Annotated in this window: 14 protein-coding genes; 10 read left to right on the forward strand and 4 right to left on the reverse strand. The window is 72.0% G+C overall.

Going from position 1 to position 12,418, the window contains the following annotated elements; all coding sequences use genetic code 11:
• The first annotated feature begins 106 nt into the window (after positions 1-106).
• Positions 107-1,516 (forward strand): FAD-dependent oxidoreductase, encoded by a 1,410-nt coding sequence (locus UW392_RS56690; protein WP_320783328.1) that lies wholly within the window; start codon positions 107-109, stop codon positions 1,514-1,516.
• A gap of 56 nt (positions 1,517-1,572) precedes the next feature.
• Here UW392_RS56690 and UW392_RS56695 read toward each other — a convergent pair whose 3' ends face one another.
• The gene (locus tag UW392_RS56695) at positions 1,573-1,893 is read right to left on the reverse strand and encodes a hypothetical protein (protein ID WP_320783329.1); all 321 of its coding nucleotides are present in this window, start codon (positions 1,891-1,893) and stop codon (positions 1,573-1,575) included.
• A 124-nt stretch (positions 1,894-2,017) separates the two neighbouring features.
• Between UW392_RS56695 and UW392_RS56700 the strand changes: the two genes are divergently transcribed.
• A complete protein-coding gene (locus UW392_RS56700) occupies positions 2,018-2,836 on the forward strand; it encodes a rhomboid family intramembrane serine protease (RefSeq protein ID WP_320783330.1) in 819 nt (272 codons plus the stop codon).
• A gap of 49 nt (positions 2,837-2,885) precedes the next feature.
• Here UW392_RS56700 and hemE read toward each other — a convergent pair whose 3' ends face one another.
• Positions 2,886-3,953, reverse strand: coding sequence for a uroporphyrinogen decarboxylase (gene hemE, locus UW392_RS56705; protein WP_320783331.1), 1,068 nt, complete (start codon positions 3,951-3,953; stop codon positions 2,886-2,888).
• 185 nt (positions 3,954-4,138) lie between these two features.
• Here hemE and UW392_RS56710 point away from each other — a divergent pair, with 185 nt between their 5' ends.
• From UW392_RS56710 to UW392_RS56745, 8 genes are all read left to right on the forward strand, one after another.
• Complete coding sequence (locus UW392_RS56710) at positions 4,139-4,825, forward strand: DUF3000 domain-containing protein (protein WP_320783332.1); 687 nt, start codon at positions 4,139-4,141, stop codon at positions 4,823-4,825.
• A 301-nt stretch (positions 4,826-5,126) separates the two neighbouring features.
• Positions 5,127-5,789 carry a response regulator transcription factor gene (locus UW392_RS56715; protein WP_003972894.1) on the forward strand — a complete coding sequence of 221 codons (663 nt, stop codon included), beginning with the start codon at positions 5,127-5,129 and terminating at the stop codon, positions 5,787-5,789.
• Positions 5,790-6,004: 215 nt separating this feature from the next.
• Positions 6,005-6,328 (forward strand): DUF4333 domain-containing protein, encoded by a 324-nt coding sequence (locus tag UW392_RS56720; RefSeq protein WP_320783333.1) that lies wholly within the window; start codon positions 6,005-6,007, stop codon positions 6,326-6,328.
• Between the two features lie 48 nt (positions 6,329-6,376).
• Complete coding sequence (locus tag UW392_RS56725; protein ID WP_320783334.1) at positions 6,377-7,081, forward strand: hypothetical protein; 705 nt, start codon at positions 6,377-6,379, stop codon at positions 7,079-7,081.
• A gap of 25 nt (positions 7,082-7,106) precedes the next feature.
• A complete protein-coding gene (locus tag UW392_RS56730; RefSeq protein ID WP_320783335.1) occupies positions 7,107-7,421 on the forward strand; it encodes a WXG100 family type VII secretion target in 315 nt (104 codons plus the stop codon).
• A 9-nt stretch (positions 7,422-7,430) separates the two neighbouring features.
• The gene (locus UW392_RS56735) at positions 7,431-8,624 is read left to right on the forward strand and encodes a putative T7SS-secreted protein (protein WP_320783336.1); all 1,194 of its coding nucleotides are present in this window, start codon (positions 7,431-7,433) and stop codon (positions 8,622-8,624) included.
• Positions 8,625-8,704: 80 nt separating this feature from the next.
• A complete protein-coding gene (locus UW392_RS56740; RefSeq protein ID WP_320783337.1) occupies positions 8,705-9,226 on the forward strand; it encodes a hypothetical protein in 522 nt (173 codons plus the stop codon).
• A 155-nt stretch (positions 9,227-9,381) separates the two neighbouring features.
• Entirely contained in the window at positions 9,382-10,665 is a 1,284-nt protein-coding gene (locus tag UW392_RS56745; protein ID WP_320783338.1) for a ribonuclease D, read from the forward strand.
• 15 nt (positions 10,666-10,680) lie between these two features.
• On the opposite strand, the gene UW392_RS56750 is transcribed toward UW392_RS56745, so the two are convergent.
• Together UW392_RS56750 and UW392_RS56755 are read right to left on the reverse strand one after the other, a co-directional pair.
• Positions 10,681-11,511 (reverse strand): carbohydrate ABC transporter permease, encoded by an 831-nt coding sequence (locus UW392_RS56750; RefSeq protein WP_320783339.1) that lies wholly within the window; start codon positions 11,509-11,511, stop codon positions 10,681-10,683.
• Positions 11,508-12,418: sugar ABC transporter permease (locus UW392_RS56755; RefSeq protein WP_320783340.1), on the reverse strand; the 911-nt coding region annotated here is incomplete at its 5' end. The genes UW392_RS56755 and UW392_RS56750, both read right to left, overlap by 4 nt.

Below are 12,418 nucleotides of genomic sequence, written 5' to 3' on the forward strand. Positions count from 1 at the left end.
CGCCGCCGCGCCGGCCCCCGGTCCGCTGCCCGCCGCGCCGCCGGAGCGGGGGCGGCACGAGGAGGGCTGAGCGCGGGCGGCGGCGTCACCGCCGTAGCGTGTCCGCATGAGCAGCGACAGTGGTGCGGCGGGTACGGCGGACGGACGGACGCGGCTGGTGGTGGTCGGCGGGGACGCCGCGGGGATGTCCGCGGCGTCCCAGGCACGCCGGCTGAAGGGGCCGGGCGAGCTGGAGATCGTGGCGTTCGAACGCGGCCACTTCACCTCCTACTCGGCGTGCGGCATCCCCTACTGGGTGGGCGGCGAGGTCGACGACCGGGACCGGCTGATCGCCCGTACGCCCGAGGAGCACCGCGCGCGCGACATCGACCTGCGGATGCGCACCGAGGTGACGGAGATCGACGTCGCCGGCCGGCGGGTACGCGCGCGTGGCGTCGATTCCGGCGAGGAGTACTGGACGTCGTACGACCGGCTCGTGATCGCGACCGGTGCCCGGCCGGTGCGGCCCGAGATGCCGGGCGCGGACGCTCCCGGCGTGCACGGCGTGCAGACGCTCGACGACGGGCAGGCGCTGCTGGACACGCTGGCACGCACGCGTGGCCGCCGGGCGGTGGTCGTCGGCGCCGGGTACATCGGCGTGGAGATGGCCGAGGCGCTGATCCACCGCGGCTACGGGGTGACGGTCGTCAACCGCGGCCGGGAGCCGATGTCGACGCTCGATCCGGACATGGGCCGCCTGGTGCACGAGGCGATGGAGGGCCTCGGCATCACCATGGTGAACGACACGGAGGTCACCGAGGTCCGCACCGGCGACGACGGGCGGGTGAGCGCGGTGGTCACCCCGGACGCGGAGTACCCGGCGGACGTGGTGGTCCTCGGAATCGGGGTGAGCCCCGAGACGTCGCTGGCGCGGAAGGCCGGGCTGCCGGTCGGCGCGAGCGGCGGTCTGCTGACGGACCGGGCGATGCGGGTGCGCGGGCACGAGGACATCTGGGCGGGCGGCGACTGCGTCGAGGTCCTCGACCTGGTCTCCGGCCAGCTGAGGCACATCGCGCTCGGCACCCACGCCAACAAGCACGGCCAGGTCATCGGCACCAACGCGGGCGGCGGGTACGCCACCTTCCCGGGCGTCGTCGGCACGGCCGTCAGCAAGGTCTGCGACCTGGAGATCGCCCGCACCGGCCTGCGGGAGAAGGACGCGCGCCGGGTGGGCCTGGACTTCGTCGCGGTCACCATCGAGTCGACGAGCCGCGCGGGCTACTACCCGGACGCCTCCTCCATGACGGTGAAGATGCTCGCCGAGCGCCGCACGGGCAAGCTGCTGGGCGTGCAGATCGTCGGCCGCGAGGGCGCGGGCAAGCGCGTCGACATCGCGGCGGTCGCCCTGACCGCCGGTATGACGGTGGAACAGATGACGGCCCTTGACCTGGGCTACGCGCCGCCGTTCTCCCCGGTGTGGGACCCGGTGCTGGTGGCGGCGCGGAAGGCGGCGAGGGCGGTCCAGGACGGGGGCTGACCGCGCCGAGGGCTGACCGCGCCAGGGCCGACCCGCCGGTCAGGCGGTGCCGTTGATCAGGCGGTGCCGTTGATCCGGTCGATGGCCTGGCGGGCCTGTTCGCCCGGCGGCCGGGGCGGCAGCGACGACACGGGGGCCGGGACGGCGACCGCGGGCGGCTGCTCTCCGGCCGGTTTGGCGTGTGCCGCGCTCCGCACGGAGCGCAGCCGGTGGCTGACGGCCTCGTCCAGGGTCACCGGCCGCTGCCGCTGCGCGGCCAGCCGACCGGCCTCCTGGCCGAGCCGGGCGACGTCCTCCCAGGGCAGCCGCAGTACGAGGGCGATCTCCGCCTCGCCGTCCGGGGTGGCGTGCATCGCGGGAGTCGTCCGGTCGTTCATCGTCTGCTCCTCACCTCGCGGAGATCGCGTTCGCGTCGCGCGTCGCGGAGTCATACGCGGGCGACGGCGGCGGCGTTCAGCCCAGCCGCCGATTCGCCGACGGCGGGCCGGGCAGTAGTCATCCGTGGTCATCCCCGTCCATGACGTGAACCCCGTGCGCAGCACACCCTGGGTCACCTACGCGCTCATCGCCGCGAACCTCGCGGTCTTCCTCACCATGCCCGGCATGGCCGACTCGCTCACGGGAGGGGGCGGCCTGGCCCGGCAGTGCGGTCTCCAGGCGTACCTGGACCACTGGGCGGCCGTGCCGCAGGAGCTGATCCACCATCAGCTGCCCCGGCTCGTGCCGACCGGCGACACGGGGGTCGGCCCGCGCGGCCCCGGCTGCGTGATCGCCCCGCCGGACTACACCAAGTCACCCGAACTGAGCGTGCTGACCGCGATGTTCCTGCACGGCGGCTGGCTGCACCTGCTCGGCAACATGCTCTTCCTGTACATCTTCGGCAACAACGTCGAGGACCGCATGGGTCACCTGCGGTTCCTGCTCTTCTACGGCGTCTGCGGCTACGCGGCGACCTACGGCTTCGCGCTCCTGAACGCCGGCTCGGGCGCCCCGCTGATCGGCGCCTCGGGCGCGATCGCCGGTGTCCTCGGCGCGTACCTGGTGCTGTACCCCAGGGCCCGCGTCTGGGTCCTCGTCCCGTTCCTGGTCTTCCTGCCGCTGCGTCTGCCGGCCTGGCTCGTGCTGGGCTTCTGGTTCGTGCTCCAGGCGTTCTACTCCTCCGGCGGCGCCGTCTCCGACGCGGGCACGGTGGCGTACGTGGCCCACGTGGCCGGCTTCGTGGCGGGCATACTGATCGGCTGGCCCCTCCGGAAGGGGACGCCGCCGCCTCCCGAGCCCCCGGGCATCCTGTTCGGGCGGCGGGCGCGGCGTCGGCGGTGAGACCTCGGTCTCCCCCGCCCCCGCCCCCGACCCGGGCCGGGGCGCGGTCTCAGCGTGCCGTGCGCGTGTGCACGTCCTCCACGAGCCGTGTCAGCGCGTCCGGATCGGTGGTCGGCAGGACGCCGTGGCCGAGGTTGAAGACGTGGCCCTCCAGGCCGGCGGCCGCGTCGAGGATCTCGCCGGTCTTGGCCTCGACGGCCTCGCGGGAGGAGAAGAGGACGGCCGGGTCGAGGTTGCCCTGGAGCGCCTTGCCGGGGCCGACGCGGCGGGCGGCCTCGTCCAGCGGGACGCGCCAGTCGACGCCCACGACGTCCGCGCCCGCCTCGCCCATGAGGCCGAGCAGCTCACCGGTGCCGACGCCGAAGTGGATACGGGGGACGCCGTACCCGGCGACCGCCTCGAAGACCTTCGTGGAGGCCGGCATGACGGAGCGGCGGTAGTCGGCGGGGGCGAGCGCGCCGACCCAGGAGTCGAAGAGCTGCACGGCGCTGGCGCCGGCCTCGATCTGCACCTTCAGGAAGGCGCCGGTGATCTCGGCGAGGCGGTCGAGCAGGTCGGCCCAGAGCTGCGGGTCGCCGTACATGAGCGCCTTGGTGTGCTCGTGGTTGCGGGACGGGCCGCCCTCCACGAGGTAGCTCGCGAGGGTGAAGGGGGCGCCCGCGAAGCCGATGAGGGGGGTCTCGCCGAGTTCGGCGGTGAGCAGCTTGATCGCCTCGGTGACGTAGGAGACGTCCTCGGGGGTCAGGTCGCGCAGCCGGGCGAGGTCGGCGCGGGTGCGGACGGGCTTCTCGACGACGGGGCCGACGCCCGGCTTGATGTCGAGGTCGATGCCGATGGCCTTGAGCGGGACGACGATGTCGCTGAAGTAGATCGCCGCGTCCACGCCGTGCCGGCGGACCGGCTGGAGGGTGATCTCGGTGACCAGCTCGGGCCGCATGCAGGACTCCAGCATGGGGATGCCCTCGCGCACCTTGCGGTACTCGGGGAGCGAGCGCCCGGCCTGCCGCATGAACCAGACGGGGGTGTGCGGCACCGGCTCACGCCTGCACGCCCTGAGGAACGCGGAGTCGTACGTGGCGGTCGGCGGCTTGCCCGCGGGGCTCTGGTTGGCAGTCACGACGGCAAGTCTCGCACGCCCCGGCGACCGCTCCGGACCGCGGGGGCGCACCGGGGCGGGCGGCTCCAGGACCGCGCCCGGACCGCGCGCCGCCCTCCCGTCCGCGCGCCACGTGATCCGGACATCGCACCCTCGCGCGGGTGTCCTCCCTGCGCCGGGGGCCCGTTCCGCTTAATCTTCCCCGCATGGCTGCGGCTCAGGGACGACTGTCGGACGGCACGGGCGGAATGGACGAACCTACGAAGACCGAAGACGGTACGGAGAGCGGCCGGCGCCCGGAGGATGCGGCCCCGCCGCCGTTCCGGGCCGCCGTCGAGGCGTTGCGGGGCGCGCGGCTGCGCCCCCAGATCGAGGTGGACCCGACGCCCCCGCCGCAGCGGCTCGCGCCCTACGCGTACGCGCTGGAGGCCGCGGTCGTCGACGGGGACGAGGACCTGGCGGACGGGCGCCTGGTGCTGCTGCACGATCCGGCCGGGCACGACGCCTGGCAGGGGACCTTCCGGCTGGTGACGCTGGTGCGCGCGGAGCTGGAGCCGGAGATGGCCGCCGATCCGCTGCTGCCGGAGGTGTGCTGGAGCTGGCTCACCGGCGCGTTGCAGGCGCGCGGGCTGGCTCCCGGTGAGCCCAGCGGAACGGTGACGCGTGCCGGCTCGCACTACTTCGGCGGTCTCGCCGCGCGGCCCGCCGCCTCGCAGATCGAGATCCGCGCCTCGTGGACGCCGCGGGAGGGGCTGGGCGGGGTGCCGGACACCGCCGCGCACCTGGGCGCGTGGTGCGATCTGCTGGCGCAGGTCGGCGGACTGCCGCCGGCCGGTCCCGGCGACGCCTCGGTGGTCACGCTGCCGCAGCGCCGGGGGCCGCACTCCCGCTAGACGCACATATCGAGATAAAGAGGGCACGGCCACGCCGTGCCCTCTCTTTTTTGCTCCGATCGAGTGCAGTCACTTTGTCGATACGGCCACTTTCGAGCGCGTAACGACGCAGAGCGAAACCGTTCGGTCTTCGAATGATCGACCACCTGTCCGAATTGCTCGGATTGTTACTCACCAGATCGTGATCATTCCCTAAAGGCGGACGGGTCCGGTGCCGAAGACGACTGTGACCTTGAAAGCACGGTTCGTCCCGGCTTCTTCCCCACAGCCGGCCCCGTCGTCCCCGCACCCAGGAGGCCTGGTGTCCGTTCTCCTCGAGCAGCCCGCAAGCCTGGTCGCCTACCGCCCGAACAAGCCGACCGCCATGGTGGTCGTGGCCGACCCCCGCGTCCGTTCCACCGTCACCCGCCACCTGTGGGCGCTCGGTGTGCGCGACGTCATCGAGGCCTCGTCCGTCGCGGAGGCTCGTCCCCGCATCGGCAACCCCCGCGACATCTGCGTCGCCGACGTCCATCTCCCCGACGGCTCCGGCCTGACCCTGCTGTCGGAGACCCGTGCCGCGGGCTGGCCCAACGGGCTGGCCCTCTCCGCCGCCGACGACATCGGCGCCGTACGCAACGCCCTCGCCGGCGGTGTGAAGGGTTACGTCGTCACCGGCACCCGTACCAACGTCGGGCTCCCCACCCGTCCCGGTGCGGCTCCCATCGGCGCCGCCGCCGCCCGTCTCCACCGCCGTCCCCCGGGTGCCCCGAGCCACCCGGGCGGCTACCGCGAACTGTCCGGCCGCGAGGTCGAGGTGCTCCGGCTGGTCGCCGAAGGCCAGTCCAACAAGGCGATCGGCGTCTCCATGGGCCTGTCCGCCCTGACCGTCAAGAGCCACCTCGCCCGCATCGCCCGCAAGCTCGGCACGGGTGACCGCGCCGGCATGGTCGCGGTCGCGCTGCGCACGGGCATCATCCACTGATCCGACCCGCCCTCGACCCGGCGCCCGCCGACGGAACGTTCCGTCGGCGGGCGTTCCGCGTGTCCGCGGGCATCCGCGCGTGGAGATCGTCCGGGTGCGGAAGTCGGAGGATGTGAAAAATCAGCACACGGGTGAGGGGACCTGATAAAACTTCGCACTGACGAGCGACACCTGTCGACCCTCATGGTCCCTGCGCCCCGAACGGAGCCCCCATCGTGCCGAAGTCCCCCTCCGCCCTGCCCATCTGGGGACTCGCGGCCGTGGCCGCCGCCGCGCTGCTGGTGGGCTGCTCCTCGTCGGAGCCCAAGATCTCCAAGGGCGAGGTGGAGGACACGGTGGCCGAGAAGCTCGCCGCCCAGATGAACCAGCCGAAGCCGGACATCGCCTGCCCCGAGGATCTCGCCGGCGAGGTCGGCACCACGATGCGGTGCGAGCTGACCGCGACCGACGGCAGCACCATCGGGCTGACCGTCAAGGTGACCTCCGTCGAGGACGACACCGTCAAGTACGACATCGAGGTCGACGAGTCGGCCTCCTGAGCCGGACCGGAACGGCTCCCGCGCGGGGCCATGGGGGATGCTGTCGCCATGAGTGGAACCGAAGCGGTCGTGATCCTGCTGTGGTGGAGCGGCGTCGCGGCGCTGGTCTTCTGGACGAGGAGACGCAAGGCACGCAAGAAGAGCGAGCAGCGGGACTCTTACGGGGAGTTGCGGTCCTTTGCCGAGGGGCGGGGATGGAGGTACGACGAGGTCGTACCGGGACTCGTCGACACGTACAAGGGGAACGGGCCGTTCTGGCGCTGGACCAGCGGCGTCCCGGCGGACCATGTCGTCAGCGGCGCCCATGGCGGGTTCGGCTTCCGCGCGTTCGAGACTCAGTTCGGCGGCGACGCCCTCGAAGCGAACGAGCACGTCCACGTCCTCTCCGTCTGTGTTCTTGACCTGGGTGTGGACGTCCCGGACCTGCGCGTCTACCGCGACGGCTGGTTCGACACCCTCGTACGGGGACGAGCCATGACCGTGGGCATCCCGCAGTTGGACAAGGACTTCCACATCGTCTCCCGCGACGAGGAACGCGCCCGGACCCTGCTGCTCGGCGGCCTGGCGGAGTTCCTCGTCTCCGACGGACGCGCCGCGAAGTCTCCGCTCCACCTGTCCGGCGGCCGTCTGTTCACCTGGCGCGAGGAGACCCGGCTGAGCACTGAGACGCTGAGCGAGTGTCTTGAGTATCTCGCCGACACTGTCGGCCACCTGGGGGTCACGGCACCCGACCAGCCCACGCAGACTCCGTAGATCAGTACGTGAAAATGGGGGAAAGTTGAGCCAGTTCGATGTCGAACCGTCCGAACTGCGGTCGGCCGCCGACAAGATCAGAGACGCGGCGGGCCGCAGCGACAACATCAAGCTCGACGAACTCGGCAAGTCCGCCGACGACTTCGGTCACGGCGACGCGGCCGAGGAGTTCGGCCGGCTGATGGCCACCTGGACCGAGGCCATCAAGAGTCCGATGAAGGAAGACGCGGACAACTCGGCGGACAAACTGGACGCGAACGCCGCGTCCTACGAACTCGCCGAGCGGCAGAACCAGAACAAGCTCTCCGGGCCCGCCGTCGTCGGCCCCGGCATCAACTGACGGGGAACCATGGCGGCACGACTTGGCGAGACACGGGACCCGCGCGCGCTGATCCCGGGCAACCCGTCGAAACTCAGCGGCGACGCGGACCGGCTCGACGGCCATGCGCAGACCCTCGACGGCATCGGTGCCGACCTGGGCGGCGTCCGCGTGCCCGGCTGGCAGGGCGAGGCGAGCGACGCCTTCTGGGAGGACTTCTCCGACCAGAAGAAGAAGTGGTACCACGGCTCGGACTCGCTCAGCGCCGCCGCGGTGGCGCTGCGGGACTACGCCGGGGTCCTGGAATGGGCCCAGGGCCAGGCCGAGCAGGCTATTTCGCTGTATCAGTCGGGCGACGAGAGCGGTGGCGAGCAGCTCCTGCAGACGGCACGCTCCCGCGTGGAGTCCGCGGGCGACACGGCGGCCGGGAAGTTCAAGGCACAGGGCGGCGGGGGCGACGACGCGCCCGACTGGCTCTTCTGGGCCTCCGAGGCAGCGCAGGACGAGTCGCCCCTGACAACGCGACAGCTGGCTGAACGGGCGACCGAGATGCGGCCCGGGAGAGCCTGGGGCGAGCACAAGAACCTGTCCCAGGAGCAGCGGGACGCGCTCCGCGCGGGCAAGGGCCCCGGCGTAGCCGTAGCCGGCCCCTCCGTCTCCGGCGACGCCAGTGTCTGGGGTGCCGAGGCCAAGGGGCACGGCTCCTTCGCGGGCGGTGACGTCTCCGGTACCGCCGGTGTCAACCTGCTCGGCGTCGAGGGCTCCGCCGGGGTCGGTCTCATGGACGGCAACGCCACCGCGCAGGCGTCGGGCAAGGCGTACCTCGCCCAGGCGTCGGCCGACGGCAAGTACGAGGCCGGCTGGCTGGCGGCCTCCGGCAAGGCGACGGGCTTCGTGGGGGCCGAGGCGGGCGTCACGGGCAGTGTCGGCACGGACGGCGTCCACGCCGGCGGCACGGCATTCGCCGGCGCCAAGGCGACGGCGGAGGCGCACGCCTCGGTCGCCGGTATCGGTGTCGGCGGCGTGGCGGAGGGGTGGGCCGGCGCGGGCGCCGAGGCCCACTTCGACGCCGGCATGAAGGACGGCAAGTTCGTCATAGGCGGCGACCTCGGCGTCGGCCTCGGTCTCGGCGGCAAGGTCGGCGCGCAGGTCGAGATCGATCCGGGCGCGGTCACCGACGCGGCCGGCGACGCGTGGGACGCGATCGGGGACTGGTTCGACTGACCCGCCGCCACGGGGAGCCCTCCGCCGGCCCCTCGTCCCGTACCGTCGGAAAAATCCGTACCGCGAGGAGTTGATCCACCATGCCGGGCACGCTTCCGGTACCCCTTGAGATCGAGTTGCCGCAGGGCTGGCAGTCGGCGCCGCCGGACGAGGTCGGCGCCCCGCAGGCCGCCTTCGTCGCGCTGCACACGGCCTCCCGGGGGCAGGGCTTCATGCCCAACATCACGGTCTCCGGTCACACCGTCGGCTCCTCGGCGAGCCTGCACGGTCTCGCCGAGGAGTCGGTGCGGCGGCTGCGGGAGAACGTCGGTCCCGTCGACGTCGTCAAGCGGACCGAGGTCGGCACCTCCCCGGCGCCGGGCTTCATCGACGCGCCCGGGATCGTCCAGAACGTGCTGATCCGGGCCACCGTCAACGGGGAGCCGATGGAACTGGCGCAGAGCCAGTTCATCCTGCTCCTCGAGAACAAGCGGCAGCGCGGTGAGCGCGTCCAGATCGAGGTGGCGCTGACGGCGCGGAAGAGCCGGCTCCAGGAGGTCCTCGGCGACTTCCAGAGCTTCGTCTCCACGCTGCGCCCGGCCGCCGCGGCCGCCGGGGGCTGAGGGAGCGCGGGCGGCCGCCCGGGGCCGTGGGAGACCCGGGTGGCCGAGAACCACCGCTCGGCCCTGACCTGCACCGAAGGACGTTCCCGCAGGTCAGCGCGGTTATGTCCAGAACGCGAAGGTCAGCCGCTCGCCCGTACGGATACCCTTGACAGGTGACCGACGCCCACGAAACCGCAGCAGACCGTTCACTGCGCACCACCGGAGGCGCTCCTCCGGACGAGACCGGAACTTCTGCTACGGAGGCGCCGATCCCCTTGCTGGAGCCACGGGAGGGTATTCCGCCGGTGGTGGCCGGTGCGGACGCGCTCGCCGAGGTGATCGCCGCGTTCGCCGCCGGGAGCGGTCCCGTCGCCGTGGACGCCGAGCGGGCCTCCGGTTACCGGTACGGGCAGCGGGCCTATCTGGTGCAGCTGCGCCGGGAGGGCGCGGGCACCGCGCTGATCGACCCCGTGGCCTGCCCCGACCTGTCGGGCCTCGGTGAGGTGCTGAAGGACACCGAGTGGGTGCTGCACGCCGCGACCCAGGACCTGCCCTGTCTGCGGGAGATAGGGATGGTGCCGACGCGGCTCTTCGACACCGAGCTGGCCGGGCGGCTCGCCGGGTTCCCGCGGGTCGGGCTCGGGGCCATGGTCGAGGGCGTGCTCGGCTTCGTCCTGGAGAAGGGGCACTCCGCCGTCGACTGGTCCACCCGCCCGCTGCCCGAGCCCTGGCTGCGGTACGCCGCCCTCGACGTGGAGCTCCTCGTCGACCTGCGGGACGCGCTGGAGAAGGAGCTGGACCGGCAGGGCAAGCTGGAGTGGGCCCGGCAGGAGTTCGACGCCATCGCCTCCGCGCCGCCGGCCGAGCCGCGCAAGGACCCCTGGCGGCGTACCTCGGGCATGCACAAGGTGCGCAGGCGGCGTCAGCTCGCCGTGGTCCGGGAGCTGTGGCAGACCCGGGACCGGGTCGCGCGGCGCCGGGACGTCTCGCCGGGCAAGGTGATCGGGGACTCGGCCATCGTGGAGGCGGCGCTCGCGTTGCCGCCCAACGTGCACGCCCTCGCCCAGCTCGGCGGCTTCGGGCGGGTCAACCGCCGGCAGCTGGAGCAGTGGCAGGCGGCCGTCGACCGGGCGAAGGAGCTGTCGGAGGCGCAACTCCCGCAGCCGGGGCAGCCGGTGACCGGTCCCCCGCCGCCGCGGGCCTGGGCCGACAAGGACCCGGTGGCCGCGGCCCGGCTCTCCGCGGCGCGCGCCGCGGTGACGGCGCTGGCCGAGGAGCTGAACATGCCGCAGGAGAACCTGATCACGCCGGACACCGTGCGCCGGGTCTGCTGGGAGCCGCCGGCGCCGGTGGACGCGGACGCGGTGGGCGCCGCGCTGGCCGCGCACGGGGCGCGGCCCTGGCAGGTCGAGCAGGTGACGCCCGTCCTCGTGGCGGCGTTGGCCAAGGGTGCCTGAGCGCCGCTCCGGTCCTCACTTCGTCGCTCCGCGCGTGAAGCCGTTGTAGATGAATCGCTGGAGGAAGAGGAAGACGATCAGTGTCGGCAGGATGACCAGGACGGCACCTGCCGAGATCGTCTCCCAGTGGGCTCCGAAGGGACCCTTGAAGCGGAACAGCGACGTCGAGATCACGCCAAGATCCTCGGAGGGGAGATAGAGGAAGGGGATGTAGAAGTCGTTGTACACGGTGATCCCCTTCACGATCACGACGGTCGCGATCGCCGGTTTCAGCAGCGGGAAAATGATCTTCCGGTAGATCGTGAAGGCGTTGGCGCCCTCCACCCGGGCCGACTCGTCCAGCGAGATCGGGATGGACCGGATGAACTGAAGGAAGATGTAGATCGACACGATGTCGGTGCCCATGTAGAGCAGGATCGGCGCCCACAGGCTGTCGAACATGCCGAGGCTGTTGACGATCTGGAAGGTCGCCACCTGGGTGGTGACGCCCGGGACCAGCGCGGCGACCAGGAAGAGCGCCAGCACCGCCTTCTTCATCCGGAAGGCGAAGCGGTCGATCGCGTACGCCGCCATCGACCCGATGATCACCGTCCCGCCGATGGCGAAGACCAGCACGAAGGCGGTGTTGCCGAAGGCGCTGAGCATCCGGCCGTCGCGGAACGCCGTCACGTAGTTGTCGAGGTGGAACGGGTCGTCGGGCAGGGCGAGGGCGCCCGAGCCGTCCGCCATCTCCCCGGAGCTCTTCAGCGAGGTCAGGAAGACGACGGTGAGCGGCAGCAGCACGACGAGGGTCGCGCCGATCAGCGACAGGTACACCAGGGTGCGGGCCACGGCGCGGCGGGTCATACGGGCTCCACCTTCCGGTCGGGGTCGTCGGGGACGAGGCGCCGCTGCACCCAGGTCACCGCCAGGACGATCAGCAGCAGGACGACGGCCGCCGCGGAGGCGAGCCCCGTCTTGTTGAACTGGAAGGCAAGCTTCACCGTCTGGATCACGAAGGTCTCGGTGCCGGTCGCGCCGCCGGTCATGATGTACGGGATCTCGAAGACCGCCAGCGAGCCGGAGACGGAGAGGATGACGGTGAGGCCGATCACCGGCCGGATGCTGGGCGCGATGATGTGGCGGAACTGCTGCCACCGGTTGGCGCCGTCCAGCTCGGCCGCCTCGTACAGCTCGCCCGGGATGGACTGGATCGCGCCGAGGAAGAGCACGAAGTTCAGTCCCGTGTAGCGCCAGACCGAGACCCCCGCCAGCGACACATTGGCCGACGTGGACGTCCCGAGCCAGGCGCGGTCGCCGTCGTAGCCGAAGAGGTCGAGGACCGAGTCGAGGGTGCCGCCGTCCTGGAAGAAGTAGAGGAAGACGAAGCCGATCGCGACGCCGTTGATCAGGTACGGGAAGAACAGCACCCCTTTGAAGAAGTTCCGGAAGCGGACGTCGAAGCTGAGGACCGTCGCGAAGTAGAGCGCGGCGGCGATCTGCACCACGGACGCGGCGAGGTAGTAGCCGCTGACGAAGAAGACCCGGAAGAGGTCCTCGCGGGTGAAGATCTCGGCGTAGTTGCCCGCGCCGGTGAAGGCCAGTTCGGGGCTGACGCCGTCCCAGTCGGTGAAGCTGTACGCGATCATGTTGGCGATCGGCGCGTAGGTGAAGACGATCAGCAGGGCCAGCGGGGCGAGCAGGAACAGCCAGGGGGTCGGGCGCCACCGCCGGGCCGCGCGGCGCGCGGGCGGTCCCCGGCGAGCAGCGGGTC

The organism is Streptomyces sp. CRN 30, from assembly GCF_034105845.1.

Coding starts and splice junctions, on each gene's coding strand:
- UW392_RS56690 (WP_320783328.1), top strand. CDS start 107: ATGAGCAGCGACAGTGGTGCGGCGGGTACGGCGGACGGACGGACGCGG.
- UW392_RS56695 (WP_320783329.1), bottom strand. CDS start 1,893: ATGAACGACCGGACGACTCCCGCGATGCACGCCACCCCGGACGGCGAG.
- UW392_RS56710 (WP_320783332.1), top strand. CDS start 4,139: ATGGCTGCGGCTCAGGGACGACTGTCGGACGGCACGGGCGGAATGGAC.
- UW392_RS56725 (WP_320783334.1), top strand. CDS start 6,377: ATGAGTGGAACCGAAGCGGTCGTGATCCTGCTGTGGTGGAGCGGCGTC.
- UW392_RS56735 (WP_320783336.1), top strand. CDS start 7,431: ATGGCGGCACGACTTGGCGAGACACGGGACCCGCGCGCGCTGATCCCG.
- UW392_RS56740 (WP_320783337.1), top strand. CDS start 8,705: ATGCCGGGCACGCTTCCGGTACCCCTTGAGATCGAGTTGCCGCAGGGC.
- UW392_RS56750 (WP_320783339.1), bottom strand. CDS start 11,511: ATGACCCGCCGCGCCGTGGCCCGCACCCTGGTGTACCTGTCGCTGATC.